18 protein-coding genes are annotated in these 19,765 nt (G+C 66.8%); 8 read left to right on the top strand and 10 right to left on the bottom strand.

Annotation, left to right across the window (positions count from 1 at the left end; genetic code table 11):
• The first annotated feature begins 36 nt into the window (after positions 1–36).
• Together AUL32_RS04270 and AUL32_RS04265 are read left to right on the top strand one after the other, a co-directional pair.
• Positions 37–492 carry a MaoC family dehydratase gene (locus AUL32_RS04270; protein ID WP_062112027.1) on the top strand — a complete coding sequence of 152 codons (456 nt, stop codon included), beginning with the start codon at positions 37–39 and terminating at the stop codon, positions 490–492.
• Entirely contained in the window at positions 489–905 is a 417-nt protein-coding gene (locus tag AUL32_RS04265) for a hypothetical protein (RefSeq protein ID WP_062112026.1), read from the top strand. Before AUL32_RS04270 ends, AUL32_RS04265 begins: the two co-directional genes overlap by 4 nt.
• On the opposite strand, the gene AUL32_RS04260 is transcribed toward AUL32_RS04265, so the two are convergent.
• The 6 genes from AUL32_RS04260 to AUL32_RS04235 form a co-directional block, all read right to left on the bottom strand.
• The gene (locus AUL32_RS04260) at positions 892–2,706 is read right to left on the bottom strand and encodes a GGDEF domain-containing protein (protein ID WP_062112025.1); all 1,815 of its coding nucleotides are present in this window, start codon (positions 2,704–2,706) and stop codon (positions 892–894) included. The genes AUL32_RS04265 and AUL32_RS04260 overlap by 14 nt on opposite strands.
• A gap of 143 nt (positions 2,707–2,849) precedes the next feature.
• Entirely contained in the window at positions 2,850–3,803 is a 954-nt protein-coding gene (locus AUL32_RS04255; protein WP_062112024.1) for a cytochrome c1, read from the bottom strand.
• Positions 3,804–3,826: 23 nt separating this feature from the next.
• Entirely contained in the window at positions 3,827–5,125 is a 1,299-nt protein-coding gene (locus AUL32_RS04250; RefSeq protein WP_062112023.1) for a cytochrome b, read from the bottom strand.
• Positions 5,126–5,142: 17 nt separating this feature from the next.
• Positions 5,143–5,703, bottom strand: coding sequence for a ubiquinol-cytochrome c reductase iron-sulfur subunit (petA, locus tag AUL32_RS04245; RefSeq protein ID WP_061975218.1), 561 nt, complete (start codon positions 5,701–5,703; stop codon positions 5,143–5,145).
• Positions 5,704–5,956: 253 nt separating this feature from the next.
• Positions 5,957–7,840: an ABC transporter ATP-binding protein gene (locus tag AUL32_RS04240; protein ID WP_062112021.1), complete on the bottom strand. Its 1,884-nt coding sequence runs from the start codon at positions 7,838–7,840 to the stop codon at positions 5,957–5,959.
• Positions 7,837–9,720, bottom strand: coding sequence for an ABC transporter ATP-binding protein (locus tag AUL32_RS04235; RefSeq protein ID WP_062112118.1), 1,884 nt, complete (start codon positions 9,718–9,720; stop codon positions 7,837–7,839). The genes AUL32_RS04240 and AUL32_RS04235 overlap by 4 nt, the downstream gene beginning before the upstream one ends.
• A 161-nt stretch (positions 9,721–9,881) precedes the next feature.
• Here AUL32_RS04235 and AUL32_RS04230 point away from each other — a divergent pair, with 161 nt between their 5' ends.
• Positions 9,882–10,337, top strand: coding sequence for a tRNA (cytidine(34)-2'-O)-methyltransferase (locus AUL32_RS04230; protein WP_062112019.1), 456 nt, complete (start codon positions 9,882–9,884; stop codon positions 10,335–10,337).
• 6 nt (positions 10,338–10,343) lie between these two features.
• On the opposite strand, the gene AUL32_RS04225 is transcribed toward AUL32_RS04230, so the two are convergent.
• Positions 10,344–10,607 (bottom strand): hypothetical protein, encoded by a 264-nt coding sequence (locus tag AUL32_RS04225; protein ID WP_061975212.1) that lies wholly within the window; start codon positions 10,605–10,607, stop codon positions 10,344–10,346.
• Positions 10,608–10,870: 263 nt separating this feature from the next.
• Here AUL32_RS04225 and hemF point away from each other — a divergent pair, with 263 nt between their 5' ends.
• Both hemF and AUL32_RS24425 read left to right on the top strand, forming a co-directional pair.
• Positions 10,871–11,779: an oxygen-dependent coproporphyrinogen oxidase gene (gene hemF, locus AUL32_RS04220; RefSeq protein ID WP_061975210.1), complete on the top strand. Its 909-nt coding sequence runs from the start codon at positions 10,871–10,873 to the stop codon at positions 11,777–11,779.
• A gap of 309 nt (positions 11,780–12,088) precedes the next feature.
• Positions 12,089–12,265, top strand: coding sequence for a DUF1059 domain-containing protein (locus AUL32_RS24425; RefSeq protein ID WP_082639238.1), 177 nt, complete (start codon positions 12,089–12,091; stop codon positions 12,263–12,265).
• 71 nt (positions 12,266–12,336) lie between these two features.
• On the opposite strand, the gene AUL32_RS04215 is transcribed toward AUL32_RS24425, so the two are convergent.
• Genes AUL32_RS04215 through AUL32_RS04205 form a run of 3 tightly spaced genes read right to left on the bottom strand, consistent with a single transcriptional unit; the run spans position 12,337 to position 14,766 of the window.
• Positions 12,337–13,581, bottom strand: coding sequence for a CCA tRNA nucleotidyltransferase (locus AUL32_RS04215; protein ID WP_062112016.1), 1,245 nt, complete (start codon positions 13,579–13,581; stop codon positions 12,337–12,339).
• Positions 13,578–14,210: a CoA pyrophosphatase gene (locus tag AUL32_RS04210; protein ID WP_062112014.1), complete on the bottom strand. Its 633-nt coding sequence runs from the start codon at positions 14,208–14,210 to the stop codon at positions 13,578–13,580. Before AUL32_RS04210 ends, AUL32_RS04215 begins: the two co-directional genes overlap by 4 nt.
• On the bottom strand, positions 14,203–14,766 hold the full coding sequence (locus AUL32_RS04205) for a DUF1285 domain-containing protein (RefSeq protein ID WP_062112012.1): 564 nt from the start codon (positions 14,764–14,766) through the stop codon (positions 14,203–14,205). The genes AUL32_RS04210 and AUL32_RS04205 overlap by 8 nt, the downstream gene beginning before the upstream one ends.
• Positions 14,767–14,968: 202 nt before the next feature.
• On the opposite strand from AUL32_RS04205, the gene AUL32_RS04200 reads away from it, so the two are divergent.
• Genes AUL32_RS04200 through AUL32_RS04190 form a run of 3 tightly spaced genes read left to right on the top strand, consistent with a single transcriptional unit; the run spans position 14,969 to position 19,765 of the window.
• Positions 14,969–15,979 carry an AAA family ATPase gene (locus AUL32_RS04200; protein ID WP_062112010.1) on the top strand — a complete coding sequence of 337 codons (1,011 nt, stop codon included), beginning with the start codon at positions 14,969–14,971 and terminating at the stop codon, positions 15,977–15,979.
• Positions 15,980–15,983: 4 nt separating this feature from the next.
• Complete coding sequence (locus tag AUL32_RS04195) at positions 15,984–16,901, top strand: DUF58 domain-containing protein (protein ID WP_062112008.1); 918 nt, start codon at positions 15,984–15,986, stop codon at positions 16,899–16,901.
• Positions 16,901–19,765: a DUF4159 domain-containing protein gene (locus AUL32_RS04190; protein WP_062112007.1), complete on the top strand. Its 2,865-nt coding sequence runs from the start codon at positions 16,901–16,903 to the stop codon at positions 19,763–19,765. The genes AUL32_RS04195 and AUL32_RS04190 overlap by 1 nt, the downstream gene beginning before the upstream one ends.

The raw sequence follows: 19,765 nt of genomic DNA, 5'->3' as shown, positions 1-19,765 counted from the left end.
TTATCCTGCCCCCGAGCAGCGTTTGGGGAGGCCTTGTTGCGTTATTTCGAAGACTTCACACCGGGCACGCAATTCTCGCTCGGCCCCTATACGGTCGAGCGCGAGGCGGTTCTGGACTTCGCCCGATCCTTCGATCCTCAGCCCTTCCATCTCGACGAGGACGCGGCGAACCGATCGCTGTTGGGCGGCCTCTCGGCCTCGGGCTGGCACACGACGGCGATGATGATGCGCATGATGTGCGACAGTTTCCTGCTCGACTGCGCCTCGCATGGCTCGCCCGGCGTGTCGGAGATCAAGTGGCTACGCCCCGTTCGTCCGGGCTATGTCCTGATCGGCGAGGCGGAGGTGCTGGAAGGCCGCCTCTCGCAGTCTCGCCCCGGCTTCGGCATCTGTCAGATGCGCAACGCGCTGCGCGAGCAGGGCTCGGGCGAGACTCTGCTCCTGTGCGACTATGCCGTCTTTCTCCAAAGTCGTCCTGCCGACTCGCCATGAGCGCCTACGAGCGGATCGAGATCGGGCGCCGTGACGATCTCGGCACCTATTGCTTCGAGCCGAGCGAGGTGGAGGCTTTCCTCCGGCATTTCGATCCGCTCGCCGCGCGCGAGCCACCGGGCGGCCATGTCTCTCCATGGCATGTCGCGGCGGCCTTCATGCGGCTCAATGTCGAATTCCATCGCAAGGGCGCGGAGTTCGCCTTCGGCCCCTCCCCCGGCGTGTCCGATCTCGTCTGGCATCGGGCAGTTCTGGCGGGTGAGACGCTTCGCTACACGCAGACCGTGACGGGCAAGCGTCGCACGGCCCGGCTTGCCGGTTGGGGGCTGCTGACGACCCATATCGAGGCGCATGACGAAACTGGCGATCTCGTCTTCTCGATGACGGGCCGTGTTCTGGTCAGGACCGACTGACGGCCTTCATCCCTTTGGATGGGGCGGCAGGGGGCCCGAACTTGACGTCGGCCCAGTTGGCGACGATCCGGTTGGTGATGCGCACGCGGTTCCGCCCCGCCATCTTAGCGGCATAGAGCGCCTCGTCGGCGTATTCGTGCAGGGCGGTCCAGTCCGCGCCCTGATGCGCACCGAAAGCGATGCCGAAGCTGGCGGTCACACGCAGCGGCTTCAGCCCTTCGCCGATGGGAACGGCCGTCGCCTCGATCCGCGCCCGCAGCCGTTCCGCCAGCATCTGCGTCTGGACGAGATCCCCGTCCCATAGAAGGATGGCGAACTCCTCCCCGCCATAACGCCCGACGACGCCCGTCAGCCCCACTTCCGTGTCGAGCACACGGGAGATGGCCTGCAGCACGATGTCCCCTGCCTTGTGGCCATAGGTGTCGTTCACCGCCTTGAAGTGATCGATATCCAACGTCAGGAGCGCGATGTCGCCGGACAGCGAAAGGCTCGGCGGCGGCCCGCTATGGCGCGTCGCATCGAAGCCGCGACGATTGAGAAGACCTGTCAGTTCGTCGGTCACCGACAGAAGTCGCAGCCGCTCCGCCAGCGCCGCGCGCTCGCTATCGAGCGCGATCCGCTCGCGCTCGCGATCCTGCAGCGTCTGGAGCGCGCCAAACAGGCTGCGCACCTGCGGCACGGAGCCAGTATAGGGCAAGGTCGTGATCGTTCGCCGTTCGCTGATCGAAAGGATCTGGTCTCGGAAATCCAAAAGGGGGCGCAGCACCTGACGGTATGTGTTCCAGGCCAGAAGCGGCAGGATCGACAGGATGACGCTCGTCAGCACGAGGCTGGCCACCATGCGGATGGTCGCCAGCGCGGAGAAGTCCTTGGCCTCCATGGTCATGCGGCCGAGATAGAGATCGCGCAACTGGGCGATCGGCTCCGTCGTGGGTCGATAGACTTCGAGGATGCGATCGGCCGAGGGCATCGTGCGAAAATTGCCGATCGCGGCGCGCTCGATCTGCCGGCTAAGGAACGGCAAGCCCTTGCCGAGATAGTCGGAGCGTAAGCGCTCCAGAGCCGCAGGGAGTTCGCCTGCGTCCTCGCCGAACACGAGCTGGGACGCACCGACATCCCAGAGGGCATGAATGCGCTGGGTGATCCGCAGCGCTTCCATCTGTGCGTCACGCGGCAGCGCCGTTCCGGCGGCGACGTAGGGCAGCATCACGGAGGGCAACCGCAGGGCGGACTCATGCAGCGAGGCGAGGAGGCGAACCATCCCGACCTTTCCGCCGAGCCCGGGATCGGCCGTCTCGATGCGACGGCAGACGATGGCGAGCATCGGCGCGATCGTCTCCGAAGAGGAGATCATGTCGCGGATGACCGAGGTCCGAACGCCGACGGCGTAGGAGGTCGACGCAATATCCAGGAGACCGTCGCCCCGCGCCCGCGTGCTCTTCAACTGGGCCTTGAGGAAGGCGAAGTTCAAGGTGGAGCCAAGACCAGTCTGTTCGGCCCGCTGCTCGAAGCGGTCCAGCGCTTCATCCGTGTGTCGCCGCAATTGCACCAAAAGCTCGCGGCGTCCGCGATCCTCGCTTTCGGTATAGGCCAGATCCGCTTCCAGCGGAGCACGTTCCTCTACGATCGCATTGGCCGCATGAAAGGCGAGTTCGAAGGTCTGCAACTCTTCCAGGCTGGCGCTGGCACGGGACTTCATCGCCATCGCGGAGGACAGCGTCATGATGCCGAGGACGGCGGACGCCATCAACAGCACGATCATGCCGGCTTGAAACACCTCCAGGGCATTAGGACGGCGCATTCAGTCCTCCGAACGAACGAAGCGAGGATGGCCACCAAGTCTGAAGGAAGCGTGCAAATACGAAACGATTTAGTCGCGTATACCAATAAATAAGGGGACCGAAGCCCCCTTATCGCAGTTTCCGTGGCGGAGGCGACGATGCGTCAGTGGGCCGTGCCGGCCCAAACCCGCTTCTTGACCAGCCGCAGCATGATCGCGAAGCCGATGAGGAAGATCATCACCACGAGACCGGTCGCCTTGCGCTCCACGAGATGGGGCTCGGCCGTCCACATGAGGAAGGCCGAAACGTCCCGCGCATACTGATCCAGGGTCTGCGGAGCGCCATCGTCATAGACGACCTGACCGTCGCTCAAGGGCGGGGCCATGGCGAGCGCCGGACCGGAGATGAAGTGCGGGTTGTAGTAGGTGCCCGGCTGAACCACCGTGCCTTCGGGCGGCGTCTCGCCATAACCCGTCAGCAGCGAATGGACGTAGTTCGGGCCGCCTTCCGCATATTGCGTGAAGATGTCGAACACGAAGGTCGGGAAGCCGCGCTCCACCGCGCGAGCCTTGGCGATAAGCGAGAGATCCGGCGGATGGGCCCCGCCCAGCGCCGCCGCTGCGGCTTCTGGGTTCGGGAAGGGCGCGGGCAACCGGTCGGCCGGGATGCCGGGCCGCTGGAACATCTCGCCCTGGGCGTTCGGCGCCGGGTCGGTGATCTGATACTGCGCCGCCAGCGCCCGCACCTGCGCTTCGGAATAGCCGAGGGCGGTGAAGTTGCGGAACGACACCAGATTCATCGAGTGGCAGGCCGAGCAGACCTCCTTGTAGACCTTAAGGCCACGTTGGAGCTGCCCGATATCCCAATGGCCGAACGGGCCCGCGAAGCTCCAGCTGAGCAGCTGAGGCTTCTTGAGAGGGTAGTGCGGCGTACCGTGCTCGGCCGCACCGCCCTCGGCGTGGGCCGCTTCCGTGCCGCTCCCGGCTTCGGGCGCCGCACCCGGCGGCTGGCCGACCTCCGGCGCACTGGCCGGCGGAGTTGCGGCGTCCTGCGCCATGGCCGGCATGGCCACGCCCAGGAGACAGGCCGCGAGAGCGGCTGCAAGATGTCTCTTCATGGCAGTGCTTTCCCCCCGCGCCATCAGCCTTTGGTTTCCGGCGTCGCCGTCGCGCCCGCGGGCACGGAGCGGCTGCCGCCATTCTTGGCGAGCACGGCTTCGGTGATCGAGTTCGGCAGTTTGTACGGCTTTTCGATCAGGCCGAGCACGGGCAGCACGATCAGGAAGTGGCCGAAATAGTAGATCGTGCCGATCAGCGCGAGGATGGGATAGATGCCCTCGGCGGGACGCGAGCCGAGCCAGCCCAGGATCACGGCGTTCACCGCGAAGATCCAGAAGAAGATCTTGTAGATCGGCCGGTAGTTGGTCGAGCGCACCCGGCTCGTATCCAGCCAAGGCAGGAAGAGCAGGATGATGATCGAGGCGAACATCACGAGCACGCCGCCAAGCTTGGAATCGATCGGCCCGACGTTGAAGGTGATGGCGCGCAGCATGGCGTAGAACGGCAGGAAGTACCATTCTGGCACGATATGCGCCGGCGTCTGCAGCGGGTTGGCCGGGATGTAATTGTCGGGATGGCCGAGATAGTTCGGGATGTAGAAGACGAAATAGGAGAAGACGGCCAGGAACACGACCATGGCGAGGCCGTCCTTGATCGTCGCATGCGGCGTGAAGGGCACCGTGTCCTTGGACGACTTGATGTCGACGCCGGTCGGATTGGTCTGGCCCGTCACGTGCAGCGCCCAGATGTGCAGGATAACGAGACCCGCGATCATGAAGGGCAGGAGATAATGCAGGGCGAAGAAGCGGTTCAGCGTCGCGTTGTCGACGGCGAAGCCGCCAAGCAGAAGCGTCTGGATCGCATGGCCGACGCCCGGGAAGGCGGTGAAGAAGCCGGTGATGACCGTCGCGCCCCAGAAGGACATCTGGCCCCAGGGCAGGACGTAGCCCATGAATGCGGTTGCCATCATGAGAAGGAAGATGATGACGCCGAGAATCCAGAGTACCTCGCGCGGCGCCTTGTAGGAGCCGTAGTAGAGGCCACGGAAGATGTGGAGATAGACGGCGATGAAGAAGAAGGACGCGCCGTTGGCGTGGAGATAACGCAGGAGCCAGCCCCAGTTCACGTCGCGCATGATGCTTTCGACGGACTGGAAGGCGATGCCGGAATTGGCAGCGTAATGCATCGCCAGGACGACGCCGGTCAGGATCTGGATTCCCAGGAACAGCGCCAAGATGCCGCCGAACGTATAGGCGTAGTTCAGGTTTCGCGGCACCGGAAAGGCCACGAAGGAATCGTAGAGAAGCCGCGGCAGCGGGAGGCGCGCATCAAGCCAGCGCATCACGCCGCTCGACGGCACGTAGGACGAATGACCGCTCATGATCGGTTGCCTCTCCCTTAGCCGATGCGAATGGTGGTGGGTGTCGTGAACTGGTAGAGCGGAATCGCCATGTTCTCCGGTGCCGGTCCCTTACGGACGCGGCCGGCGGTGTCATAGTGCGATCCGTGGCAAGGGCAGAACCAGCCGTCGTAGTCGCCCGACTTGCCATTGGGCACGCAACCGAGATGCGTGCACACGCCCACCATGACGAGCCAGTTTTCACGGCCCACCACGGTGCGGTTCACGTCCGTCGCCGGCGAATCGGCCGGGATGTTGGCGTTGCGGGCGATCGGGTCCTTCAACTCGCCAAGCGAGACGGCGCGCGCCTCCTCGACTTCCTTCGCCGTGCGCTGGCGAATGAAGATCGGCTTGCCGCGCCATTTGGCGGTGATGGACTGCCCTTCGGCCACCTGGGACACATCGACATCGACCTGCGCGAGCGCGAGGGCGGCGGCGTCCGGATTCATTTGGTCGATGAAAGGCCAGACGGCGGACGCAACGCCCACGACACCGGCCGCGCCCGTGGCGATGAAGAGAAAATCCCGTCGAGTGGGTTCACTGCTGTGGTCGACGCTCACGGGTCCCTCCCCCTAGTTCGAGAACCAAGGGCGTGAGCGCCCCGATCCGATCGTCACTGCCGGCAAGCCCCCCAAAAGACAAACCGGCCAACGGGGCGCGAAGCCCTGTTTTCGGCCATTTTTCTATGCGGCGCATTGGAACTTGTCCAGACTGAGACGGCAACAGAAGCCACTCTGTCGCTGCCCTCGCGAAAGCTTTGCGCGCCTGGCAACAGGTTTTGGCAGGAAACACCTTTGAGCAGGTCCGGCCGGCCTATTCGGCCGCGTCCTCGGCCAGGAAGCCGCCGGACTGGCGCCGCCAGAGCGAGGCATAGAGGCCGCCGCGCCGAACAAGCTCGGCATGGCTCCCCTCCTCCACGATCCGCCCGCCGTCGATCACCACGAGCCGGTCGAGACTGGCGATGGTGGAAAGGCGATGCGCGATGGCGATCACGGTCTTTCCCTCCATCATCGCGCTCAAATTATCCTGGATGGCAGCCTCGACCTCCGAATCGAGCGCCGAGGTCGCCTCGTCCAGAACGAGGATCGGCGCGTCCTTCAGAAACACGCGCGCGATGGCGATACGCTGGCGCTGCCCCCCCGAGAGCTTGACGCCGCGCTCGCCGACATAGGCCTCCATGCCCGAGCGCCCGTTCGGGTCGCGCACGCGCTGGATGAAGTCCAGCGCGTCGGCCTGGCGCGCGGCGGTCTCCACCTCGGCTTCCGAGGCCTCCGGCCGGCCGTAGGCGATGTTGTCGCGAATCGATCGGTGGAAGAGCGAGGTGTCCTGCGTGACCACGCCGACCGCGCCGCGCAGCGAAGCCTGAGCGACGTCCGCGATGTCCTGCCCGTCTACGAGGATCTGCCCCTTCTCGACGTCGTAGAGACGTAGGAGCAGATTGACGAACGTCGTCTTGCCGGCGCCCGAACGTCCGACGAGACCGATCTTCTCACCGGCTCGCACGCGCAGATTGAAGTTTTCGATGATGCCGCCGCCCTTGCCATAATGGAAGGTGACATTGCGGAACTCCACGGCGCCGCCGGAGGGCTGGAGGTCCGGGGCGTCCGGTCGATCCAGAAGCGTCGGCGCGAGGGTCACCGTGCCGACCGCGTCCTGAATCGTGCCGTAGTTGCGCACGAGGCCGTTGATGTTGAACATCATCCAGCCGCTCATCTGGTTGAGGCGCAGCACGAGGCCGAGCGCGGCGGCGACATCGCCTGTGCTGGCGCCGCCCGCCGTCCAGGACTGGATCGCCAGCGCCCCGATCGCCGTCATCATCGCGCCGTTGAGCAGCGCCACCGCCGTTCGAACGGCAGTGATGGCGCGCGTCATGGAGCGCACCGAATCGACGAAGCGGCGGAACCCGTCGAGCACGAAGGCGTCCTGCCGGCGCGACGTGTCGAAGAGCTTCACGGCGAGGATATTGGTGAAACTGTCGACGATCCGGCCGGACATGACGGAGCGCGCGTCGGCCGTTTCGCGCCCGGAGCGGCGGATGCGCGGCAGAAGATGGCGCACGATCCAGCCATAGCCCACCGCCCAGACCAGGAGCACGACGCCCATGCGCCAGTCCATGGCGCCCAGGATGGCGACAGCGAGCACCGCGAAGGTGATGAAGCTCCAGAAGGTCTGGAGCGTGGTGACGATGAAATCGCCCGTCGCTTCGCCGACCTGCTGCACCTTCTGCGCGATGCGGCCGGCGAAGTCGTTCTGATAGAACGTGTAGGACTGGTCCATCAGCCGGCGATAGGCCTGCCAGCGAATGCGATTGTAGAGCGAGGGCACCACGATCTGCTGCTCGAGCACCGAAGCTGCGAACAGGATCACCGTGCGAAACACCAGCGTCAGCAGCGCCAGACCGACGAGCAGGCCGAAATGGTCGACGATCAGCGTGGCCGGAGACGAGGAGCCCAGCGCGTCCACCACCCAGCCGACGGCGGCATAAAGCAGCGCATCGACGCCGCCGGTGAGCCCACCTGTAACGAGAAGCGCCAGGAACGGCCCTTTCGCCTCGCGCGCGAAGTGCCAGATGAAGCGGTTGGTCTCGCTCGGCAGCGGCGGCAGGGCGCCGACGCGGCGCGCGCCCGCCCCTTCCGCGCCACCTTCGCCATAAGGGTCGATGACGCGCTCGAAACGCTTGAGAACCCGTTCCATCATTCGGCGGCTCGCGTCCGATCGAGGTCTTCTCCTTCGTCGTCCGCATCCAGGAATCCGCCGACTTGGCGGCGCCAGAGCGAAGCGTAAAGGCCGCCGCGCTCCAGAAGCTCGGCATGGGTCCCCTGTTCCACGATGCGCCCCTTGTCGAGCACGACGAGTCGGTCGAGCGCGGCGATGGTGGACAGGCGATGGGCGACGGCGATGACGGTCTTGCCTTCCATCAGACGGTAGAGGTTTTCCGCGATCGCCGCCTCGACCTCCGAATCGAGCGCCGAGGTGGCCTCGTCCAGAAGCAGGATCGGCGCGTCCTTCAGCATGACGCGGGCGATCGCGATCCGCTGGCGCTGACCGCCCGAGAGCTTGACGCCGCGCTCGCCCACTTCCGCGTCGAGCCCCTTTCGGCCGTCATTGTCGGAAAGAGCCGCGATGAACTCACCTGCCTCCGCGCGCTCGATGGCGCGGGCGAGATCGTCCGGCGTCGCGTCCGGCCGCCCATAGAGAATATTGTCGCCGATCGTGCGGTGGAGGAGCGAGGTGTCCTGCGTGACCACGCCGATCTGCGAACGCAGCGAGTTCTGCGTGACCTTCGAAATATCCTGACCGTCGATCAGGATGCGCCCGCTCTCCACGTCATAGAAGCGCAGGAGAAGATTGAGCAGCGTCGATTTGCCCGCGCCCGACCGGCCGACGAGGCCGATCTTCTCGCCTGGACGGATCGTCAGGGTGAAATCCTGCAGAACCGGGCCGGCGGCGCGATGCGACACGGCGGAGCGGTAGGAGAAGCCGACCTTCTCGAACCGCACCTCGCCCTCGCGCACGGCCAGAGCCTTCGCGCCTGGCGCATCGAGCAGCGCGACGGGCTGTGTGAAGGTCGAGATGCCGTCGCGGATCGTACCGATATTCTCGAAGAGTTCGGACACCTCCCACATGATCCACTGGCTCATGCCGTTGAGGCGCAGAACGAGGCCGAGGCCGACCGCAATGGCGCCGACGCTGAGAAGCTCGTTCACCCAAAGCGCGATGCCGACCGTGCCGACCGAGAAGAGCAGAACCGAGTTCAAGAAATAGAGTGTCGAGAAGAAGAGATTGATGAGCCGCGCCTGCCCCCGCACCGTGACCAAGAACCCTTCCATGGAGCGGCGGGCATGCACCGCCTCGCGCTCGGTATGGGCGAAGAGCTTCACGGTGCCGATGTTGGAATAGGCGTCGACCACCCGGCCCGTCATCGCCGCGCGCGCGCCAGCCTGTTCGGAGGCGACGCGCATCAGACGCGGAATGAAGAAGCGCAGGAGCAGGATATAGAAGCCGAGCCAGACCACGAAGGGCAGAACGAGGCGCCAGTCCGCCGAGGCGATCATCACCAGAATGCCGGTGAAGTAGACGAAGACGTAGAGCATCACGCCGATCGACTTCATCACCGTTTCGCGCACGGCGAGCGCGGTCTGCATCAGCTTGGTGGAGATGCGTCCGGCGAACTCGTCTTGGAAGAAGCCGAGCGACTGGTTGAGGAGCCAGTTGTGGACGCTCCAGCGAAAGCGCATCGGGAAATTGGCGAAGATCGCCTGGAACGAGATGAGCGATGAGGCGAAGGTGAGAAGCGGCAGAGCGAGAAGCACCACGCCACCGATCAGCGCCAGACGCCAGCCCTCGGTCTGCAGGAAGGTCTCGCGCGGGGTCGAAGACAGCCAGTCGACGATCTGCCCGAGAAAGCCGAAAAGCGAGACTTCGATCGCGGAGACGAGCGCGGTGCCGATGGCATACAGCAGAAGCAGCGGCCAGATCGGACGCGCATAGTGCCAGATGAAGCCGAAGAGGGTCGAAGGCGGGCTCGCCCGCTCCTGCGGAAAGGCGTCGACGAGGCGTTCGAAATAGGAAAACATGAGGCCGGTCCGATACAGCAAGGCACGCGCCCACGCCGGAGCCTGAGCGGTTCCGAAACAGGATCACGACGCTCATATAGGCAGTCCCGCCGCGCTTTCATGACAATGACACGTGCCCGGGCGCCGACTTCCCGCCGATTTCTCCATGAGACGATGCCGCCATGCCCCTTTCGATCGCCCTTTATCAGCCCGACATCGCCGGCAACACGGGCACGCTGCTGCGTCTCGGCGCCTGCCTCGGGCTCGACATCGAGATTATCGAGCCGGCGGGGTTCGACCTGTCGGACCGCAATCTGAAACGCGCGGGCATGGACTATCTCGAAATGGCGCGGCTGGTGCGGCATGTGGATTTCGAGGCGTTCGAGGAAGCGCGGCAGCAATCCGGCCGCCGGCTCGTGCTCTCCACGACGCGCGGCGCGACGGACTATCGCGACGTGGCCTTCACCAGCGACGATATCCTGCTCTTCGGGCGGGAAAGCGCGGGCGTGCCCGAGACCGTGCATGCCCTGGCCGACATTCGCGCGACAATCCCCATGCAGCCCGGCGCCCGTTCGCTGAATTTGGCGGTCAGCGCCGCCATGGTGGCGGGCGAGGCGCTGCGGCAGCTTAGGGTGTGAGGGAATTTAGTCGGCGGTCGGCAGCCGGCGCATGGTGAACTCCACCTCGCCGCCGGGTAGGAGCCGCCAGCTCTCGACCTGCGTCCAATAAGCGGCCTTCGGAAAGCGCTCGAACCATTCGCGCGCCTTGGTTCGCGCTTCTTCGCGCGGCAGGGTGAACGTCTCGCGCAGGAACGGATCGCTCGGCTGCCCCGCGCGCGGCGCCCTGCCCCGGCGCAGCTGCCGCCGAAGACCGTCCAGGGGAGGCTTGTGATGGCGTCCAGAGGTCACGTTCAGGCTTGGCCCCAGTCTAACCGCACTCCTTACATGGAGAGCGCGCGCGCCTTGAGGAGTCGGCCAGCCTTGAAACCGTGGATCGTCTGGCAGTGCGGAAGAACCCGGCTTTTCCATGTCAGGACTTGCTGTTAGAGCATTTCCAGGCAAAGCGGCCACGCCTTGCCAAGGATAACGCGGCAAAATCTGAGAAAGAGCCAAAGCGTCGCGGGTCAACCGCGAAGGCAAAGGGTCGCGAAGGCAAAGGAAAGACGCGCAGGATGGATCGCCCCGAACTGCCCCAAGGCCTTCCCGCCGAAATCGACCAGAAGAAGGAACTGGCCCGCGTCTGGTTCGAGGCCCTTCGGGACCGGATCTGCCAGAGTTTCGAGCAGCTCGAGGACGAGTTCGGCGAGGAGACGGGCCTGCCCGCCGGCCGTTTCGAACGCACGCCCTGGAACCGCGATAAGGAAGGCGGCGGCGGTGTCATGTCGATGATGCATGGCCGCGTCTTCGAGAAGGTCGGCGTGCACACGTCCACGGTGTTCGGCGAATTGTCGGAGGATTTTTCCAAGCAGATTCCCGGTGCCACCAGCGACCGTAGCTTCTGGGCCTCGGGCATCTCGCTGATCGCGCATATGCGCAACCCCAACGTGCCGGCGGTGCACATGAACACGCGCATGGTGGTCACGACCAGCCAGTGGTTCGGCGGCGGGGCCGATCTGACGCCGACGCTGGACCGGCGCCGCACGCAGGAAGACCCGGACACGCAGGCTTTCCACAAGGCGCTTCGCTTCGTCTGCGAGCGGCATTCCGACGTAGCGGACTATGGCCGGTTCAAGGACTGGTGCGACGAGTACTTCTTTCTTCCGCATCGCAACGAAGCGCGCGGCGTCGGCGGCATCTTCTACGACTGGCTGCATGCGCCGGAGGAAAAGGGCGGCTGGGAAGCGGACTTCGCCTTCACCAAGGATGTCGGCAAGGCCTTTCTCGTGGTCTACCCCCATCTCGTGCGGCAGAACGTGACCAAGCCCTTTACCGAGGCGGACCGCGACGAGCAGTTGGTGCGCCGTGGGCGCTATGTCGAGTACAACCTCCTGTACGACCGGGGCACGCTGTTCGGCCTGCGCACGGGCGGAAACGTCAACTCGATCCTCTCCTCTTTGCCGCCCCTAGTGAAATGGCCGTAAGCGACTAGTCTTGGAACGATTATAACGGACGCTCTCTCGACCAAGATATTGTACGAGTAATTCAGTCTTTCCGGTTTGGACCGAGAGCCAGTTAAGAAAAAATTGATGGACAATGCCCGCTTCTGCTCGATGGGGTGGTTCACAATTCGTCGAAGCCTGTTAACATCAGTTTACCCAGGACAACCTGTGGGCAGTGCGTGCGGCTTCTGGGATATTCCGTGCGTCGAGCCGATCCCGAGCCGACTCGTCAAACCGTCAGCGCGACCTTTCATCGGTCCTGCCTGACCATTCCGACCAGGGAGGCTTCGCATGTTCGAACTCAATTGTTCCGGTGTCATTCCAGGCTGCGATCGTGTCATTCGTGCGGAGTCCCAGGCGGAAGTCATCCGCCGCGCGGTGGAGCAGGCCAAGCAGCTCGGCGTTCCCACCATCACGCCCCGAATGATGGACGCGTTCCGCCAAGGCCTTCACGAAACCGCCCATTGAGGCGACACTCTCGTTAGCCACATGTCGGCGGGCCGCAAGCGGCCCGCTTTTTTTGTTGCCGCGTGTCATATCTAATCCGGCGAGACAGACGCCAGAAGCGCCTCGCGCTTCAGCGTGAAGCCGCTTTCCGCCCAACGCCGCTTCAGCGCGTCGAGATGGCGGCCGAGCTCGGGGCCGGGCCGGATGCCGCGCTCCGCCAGATCATGGCCCGACACGGGAAATTCCGGCGGATCGAACCGTTCGGCCTCGGCCAGCCGCGTCGACAGGCGCGCCAAGACCTCCAGCCCCGAACTGTCCGATCCCGCCTTGGCCCGCGCGCTGGCAAGACGCAGGCGCAGCCGGTCCACGATCACCGCACGGTTGCCGAACAGGAGACGAGCGCGAAACGCGCCGTCGGACTCGTCGGCGCGCGGCTCTTCCGCCATGGCCCAGGCGGTCATCCGGTCACGATCGATATTCGACAGGCGCAGGCGCTTGGCGAGCGCGGCCATGCGCTCAGGGTCGGGCGGCACGATGGCCTGCAGCCGGCGCAGCGCGTCTGGCGCCCAGCCGAGCGCACGTTCGGTCTCGGCCAGCGCCGGCAGCGCATCGATGCCCCATTTCTCGCTTTCGGGCAAAACCCGGCTGAGCACGCCCGACTGGCGCATCCAGAGCAGCGCGCGACCGGGGTCGGGGGCGCCCAAAAGCTTGCGCAGCTCGGCCCAGACCCGCTCGGCAGAGAGTTGGTCGAGCCCGTCCTTCAGCCGCGTGGAGGCGCGGATGCCGTCGGCGTCCGGCCGCCCCTGCCCGTACCAGGCGAAGAAGCGGTAGAAGCGCAGGATGCGGAGATAATCCTCCTCGATCCGCTGCCCGGCGTCGCCGATGAAGCGCAGCGTGCCGGACCCGAGATCGGCGACCCCGCCGATGAGGTCCACCACCTCGCCGTCCGCCCGTGCGTAAAGAGCGTTGATGGTGAAGTCGCGCCGTTCGGCATCGCTGCGCCAGTCCTTTCCGAAGCGGACCTTGGCGCGCCGCCCATCGGTCTCGACGTCCTGGCGAAGCGTCGTCACCTCGAAGGGGCGCCCCTGCGCCACGGCCGTCACCGTGCCGTGCTCGATGCCGGTCGGCACCGCCTTGAAACCCGCCGCCTCGATGCGGCGCACCGTCTCGGCCGGCTCGCTGGTCGTCGCGATGTCGATATCGGTGATGTCGCGGCCCATCAGCTCGTTGCGCACCGCGCCGCCGACCACCCGCGCCTCGTCCCCCTCGACCGATAGGCAGGCCAGAAGCCGCTGGAGCGTCTCGTCGCGGAGCCATTCGGCGTCGATGCGTGTCATGGTCTGTAGAGCCTTTCGTAGAGCGTGCGCAGGATGCCCGCCGTCACGCCCCAGATCATCCGGTCCCCGAAGGGCATGGAGTAGAAAAACCTCATATGGCCCGCCCATTCCCGGCTGTCACGCCGATGGTTGGCCTCGTCCATGAGAAAGCGCAGCGGCACTTCGAAGATGTCGGCGACCTCGGCCGGGTCAGGCCGCAGCGCGAAGCCCGGCCGCACGATGGCCAGAACCGGCGTGATGCGAAAGCCCGTCGTGGTGCGATAGCGCGGCAGGCGGCCGAGCGTCTCGACGAAGCTCTCCTCCAGCGCGATCTCCTCGCGCGCCTCTCGCAAGGCGGCGGCTTCGACGCTCGCGTCCTCCGGGTCCACCGAACCGCCGGGAAAGGCGATCTGGCCGGAATGCTTGCGAAGCCCGGTGGCGCGCGTCGTCAGGATCACGCTGGCGCCCTCCGGCCGGTCCACGATGGGAACCAGAACAGCCGCCTCGCGCGCCGCAGCGCGCTCCACCAATTGTTCGAGATCCGGGTTCAGCACGTGGTCGCCGCTGTCATGTTCAAGATCGGCCGTGCCCCGCGCCAGGACGCGGCGCCGCACATCCTCTGCGCTCCAGTTTTGCGCCGTTTCAGACATGGTCCGGCATGTCCGGCAGCGGAAAGAAGGCCCCGCCCGAGGCGATGCCCCATTGGCCGCCCCGCTCCTCGGCCAGCCCCGCGAGGTCGAAGGCGAGCGAGCGCGTCAGCCGCGCTTCGAGGCCGCCACGCACGAGAAGATAGGGCCGGAACCCGTCCGCATCCGACACGAAGCGAAGCGGGTGATCCGCGCCCGCTTCCACGAGATCCCCGACATTGGTGCGGAAGGCGAGGTGCCCCGCGCCGTCGCGGCTCTCGGCGCTCATCTCGACGGCGAGGAAAGGCGCGTCCTCGACCTCGATCGTCAGCTTCTCCACAGGCGTGACGAGCACGAAGCGCCCGTCCGCCTCCCGGCGCAGGATGGTGGCGAAAAGGCGCACCAGCGCGTCGCGATGGATGGGTTGCCCCTCGTGAACCCAGGTTCCGTCCTGCCGGATGCGCAGGTCCATCGAACCGCAATCGGGCGGATTCCATTGCTCCACCGGCGGCTCGGAGAGGCCGGCACGCTCGGCACGCGCGGCCAGGGCCTCCAGACTGATCTCACTCGCTTGCGACATGCTGTCCCCTGTCCTATGCCGCTGGACGTCTCGGGTTCGCGCCCGGATCACATCCGCGGGACCGGTCTTATTTTGGTCGGGCTTCCCCGTCACGAAATAGTTGCGCGCCAGGTGCTTGCCAGCGCACGATCGCGCCATTCCTTAAGTCTGAGGGAAAGGCGCCTCGGCCCCGGTCGACGAGCGAGAAGGGACCCCCACCATCATGACGATCCTTGCACCGGAGAGCGCCGCTCTCGATCCCAAGGCCATGGTTAGCCAAGCCGAAGCCGCGCTGGCCGATATCGCGCGGGCGCGCGAGGCGGTGGGGCGCGTCATCTTCGGCCAGGAAAGCGTGGTGGAACAGACGCTGACGGCGATTCTAGCTGGCGGCCACGCGCTGCTGGTCGGCGTGCCGGGTCTTGCGAAGACCAAGCTCGTGGAAACGCTCGGCACCGTGCTCGGCCTCGACGCGCGGCGCGTCCAGTTCACGCCCGACCTCATGCCCTCCGACATCGTCGGCACGGAGGTGATGGACCAGGACGAGACCGGCCGGCGCTCCTTCCGCTTCGTGCGCGGCCCTGTCTTCGCGCAGCTTCTGATGGCCGACGAGATCAACCGCGCCAGCCCGCGCACCCAGTCCGCCCTTCTGCAGGCGATGCAGGAATATCACGTGACGGTGGCCGGCGAGCGGCACGACCTGCCCGCCCCGTTCCACGTCCTCGCCACGCAGAACCCGCTGGAGCAGGAGGGCACCTATCCCTTGCCCGAAGCGCAGCTCGACCGCTTCCTCTGCCAGATCGACGTTCATTATCCCTCGCTCGACGCCGAGCGGCGCATCCTGATGGCGACGACCGGCGTCGAGGAGGAGCGCGCCAGCGCGGTGATGACCGCCGAGCGGCTGCGCGAGATCCAGGCCCTGGTGCGCCGCATGCCGGTGCCCGACACGGTGGTGGACGCGATCCTCAACCTCGTGCGCTCGGCCCGCCCCGGCCACGGCTCGACGGAAGCCGACGCGCATATCGCCTGGGGCCCCGGCCCGCGCGCCTCGCAGTCGCTCATGACCTGCGTTCGTGCCCGCGCGCTCTACGAGGGCCGCCTCGCCCCGTCGATCGACGACGTGCGGGCGCTGGCCGAGCCGATCCTGCAGCACCGCATGGCGCTGAACTTCGCGGCGCGTGCCGAGGGCATGGGCGTGCGCGATGTGGTGAGGGTCCTCGTGCGCGGGCTCGGCTGACCTTATGGCGTCGATCGGGCGAATCACCGAGGCGACACAGGGCGGCGAGGCGTTGCTTCGCGCCCGCCAGCGCGCCGCGCTGCTGCCGGACCTCCTGGTGGAGGCGCGCCGCGTCGTCGCCACGGTGACGAGCGGCTGGCATGGGCGCCGGCGGCGCGGCACGGGCGAGAACTTCTGGCAGTTCCGACCCTTCGTCGACGGCGAGCCCGTGTCGCGGATCGACTGGCGACGCTCGGCGCGCGACGACAATGTCTACCTGCGCGACCGCGAATGGGAGGCGGCGCAGACGGTCTGGCTTTGGGCCGACCCCTCGCCCTCCATGCTCTATCAATCGCAGGCCGGCCTCGTGTCCAAGGAAAGCCGGGCGCTGGTGCTGGTTCTCGCCTTGGCCGAACTTCTGTCGCGCTCGGGCGAGCGGATCGGCTTTCCCGACGTGCTGGACCCGATCTCCGCGCGCAACGCCGCCGAGCGCATCGCCGGCGCTCTCGTAAGCCACCGGCCCGATACGGGCTTTCCCGCCGGCGAGCGCTTCAAGCGCTTCAGCGAGGTCGTGCTCGTCAGCGATTTTCTCGACCCGATGGACGAATTGGTGGCGCGGATCGACCTCTTGTCGCGGCGCGGCGTGCGCGGGCATCTCGTGCAGATCGCCGATCCCGCCGAAGTCGCCTTTCCCTATAGCGGGCGCACCGAGTTCCGCGACCCCGAGACCGGCGCCAGGCTGACGGCCGGCCGGGCCGAAACCCTGCGCGAGGAGTATCGCACCCTGTTCGACGCGCGCAGAACGCATCTGGCCGAGCACTGCCGGCATATCGGCTGGAGCCATGTCTTCCACCTGACCGACCGTCTTGCCTCCGAGCCGCTTCTGGCCCTGCATGGCCGCTTGAGCGGACAGTTCCAGCAGCCGAGCGGGCAGCGCGCCTGATGGGGGGTCTGTCGCTGTCCTTCGGCGCGCCGCTGGTGCTGGCCGGGCTTCTCGCACTTCCCGTAATCTGGTGGCTGCTGCGCCTCACCCCGCCCCGGCCGCAGACCGAAGCCTTTCCGCCGCTGCGCATTCTGGAGCGCGTCGCCAAGCGCGAGGAGACGCCTTCGAAGAGCCCGTGGTGGCTGACGCTGCTGCGCCTTGCGCTCGCCGCTTTCGTGATCCTGGCACTCGCCGCGCCCATCCTCAATCCTCGCCAGAGCGCGCTGACCGGCGAAGGGCCGGTCGTGGTGCTTCTCGACAACGGCTGGGCCAGCGCGCGCGACTGGGACACGCGCCGCTCGGCCGCCGAGGCGCTGATCCGCGAGGCGGGCGAAGCGGGGCGGCCGGTGTCGCTGGCGCTGACCGCCGAGGGCCCGTCCAACGACGTGGCGCCCGTGGAAGCCGCGACGGCGCTGGAGCGTCTCGGGGCCGCCGAGCCCCGCCCCATTCCCGTCGATCGCCGGGCGGCCGCCGCGCGGCTTGCTGGCGTGCTGAACGGCCAGGGCGGGATCAGCCTTGCGCTTCTGACCGACGGGCTCGACGCGCCGGGCACCGTCGAGGCGGCCGATGCTTTGCGCGCGCTCGCACCCGTTCAGTCCCTGGTCTATCGCCCCTCGCTCGCCGGCCTAGTCGGCCTGACGGCGGCCGACAATGCCACCGAGGCGCTACGCGTCGCGGGCCTTCGCCCCGATGGCGAAAGCGCGGCGCCCGCCGAGGTGACCTTACGCGCGCTGGACGCGCAGGAGCGCGAGATCGGCCGTGCCCCGCTTGCCTTCGCCGCCGGTTCGGCCACGGGCGAGGCGCGCTTCGAAGTGCCCGTGGAACTGCGCAACGACATCGCAAGGATCGAACGCGAGGGCGCAGGCGACGCCGCAGCCGTTCGCCTGGTGGACGACAGTTTCCAGCGCCGCAAGGTCGGGCTCGTGACCGGCGAAGCGGCCGATCTCGCCCAGCCGCTTCTGTCCCCGCTCTATTACATCACGCGGGCTCTGGAACCCTTCGCCGACCTCGTGCGCGCCGAAAGCGCCGATCTCGGGACGGCCGTTCCCGCGCTGGTGAGCCAGAACCCCTCGATCATCGTGCTCGCCGACATCGGCGTCTTGCCTGAGCCGGCGCGCGAGGCCCTGACGGGCTTCGTCGACAAGGGCGGCGTGCTTCTGCGCTTCGCTGGGCCGCGTCTCGCCGCCTCCACCGCCGAGGACGATCTCGTGCCGGTGCGCCTGCGCGGTGGCGAGCGGCAGCTCGGCGGCGCCCTGTCCTGGTCCGAGCCACAGCGCTTGGCGCCCATTCCGCCCGAGAGCCCGCTTGCCGGCATCTTGATCCCTGATGATGTGACCGTGTCGCGCCAGATCCTGGCCGAGCCTTCGGCTGAGCTGGCCGGGCGCACCTGGGCAAGTCTTGCCGATGGCACGCCGATCATCACCGCCAGCGCGCGCGGTGCCGGCAGCATTATCCTCGTTCACACGACGGCGGAAGCGACCTGGTCGAATCTGCCGATCTCCGGCGCCTTCGTGGACGTGCTTCGCCGCGTCGTAACCCTGTCGCGCGGCACCAGCGCCGCGGGCGGCGAAAGCGGGGCGCAGGTCCTGCCGCCCTATCGCGTCATGAACGGCGAAGGCCGCCTCGTGCAGCCGGGGCCGGACGTTCGGCCGCTCACCGTTCGCGCCGGCGAAGCGCCCGTTCCCTCGGCCGACCATCCGCCTGGCCTCTACGGCACCTCGGAAGGCTACCGCGCGCTCAACCTTCTGCAGGCCGATGCGCGGCTAGCCGCTTTGCCCGAACTCGATCTCGGCGCACCGCTCACCACGCGCGCCTATGGCACGGAGGATGCCACCGACTTGACCCCCTGGCTCTTTGCCGGCGCGCTGGCGCTTTTCGCGCTCGACGCCTTCGCGCTGCTCTGGCTGAACGGGGGCCTGTCCCGCCTCGGCCGCCGCTTGCCCGGCGCGCGCCGCCCCTCCTCCGCCCTGCCCTTGCTGCTGCTGGGTACCGCGCTTCTCGCCTGGCCGGCCGATCCGGCCCGCGCGCAGACGCGCGCGCCCAACGAAGCGACGCAAGGGTTGGACGGGATCGATGCGCAGAAGGCGATCGAGGCGACGGAAACCACCCATCTCGCCTATGTCCAGACCGGCGACGTCGAGACCGACCGTATCTCCCGTCAGGGCCTCTCGGGCCTGTCCCAGTTCGTGGCGTCCAAGACGGCGCTGGAGCCCGGCGCGCCGGAGGCAGTGGACATCGAACGGGACGAGCTTTCCTTCTTTCCCATTCTCTACTGGCCCGTCCACGCCAACGCACCCATGCCGACGCAGGCCGCGATCAGCCGCGTCGATGCCTATATGAAGCAAGGCGGCACGGTTCTGTTCGACGTGGAGGGCGACGCGGCGGGCGATCTGTCCGGCGCCGCCGTTTCGCCCGGTCAGCGCCGCCTGCGCGACATCCTGGCCGATCTCGACGTGCCGCCGCTCGAGCCCGTCCCGGCCGATCACGTGCTGACCAAGGCCTTCTACATCCTGGACAGCTTTCCCGGCCGGCACACCGGCTCGGACCTGTGGGTGGAGTCGCTGACGCGAAACCCTGACGCGCAGGCCCGTCCGGCGAGCGCCGGAGACGGCGTGTCCTCGATCATGATCACGTCGAACGATTTCGCCAGCGCCTGGGCGGTGGACGACAGCGGCCTCTTCGTGCGCCCGACCGACTCCGCCGACCCGGCTCAGCGCGACTATGCCTACCGGGCGGGGGTCAACATCGTGATGTATGTGCTGACCGGCAACTACAAGGCCGATCAGGTTCATGTGCCCGCGCTTCTCGAACGGTTGGGGCAGTAG

The sequence above is a fragment of the Aureimonas sp. AU40 genome, assembly GCF_001463785.1.
Taxonomy (GTDB): Bacteria; Pseudomonadota; Alphaproteobacteria; order Rhizobiales; family Rhizobiaceae; genus Aureimonas.
The sequence above is the reverse complement of the archived record's forward strand: the minus strand, read 5'-3'. Positions and strand labels throughout refer to the sequence as shown.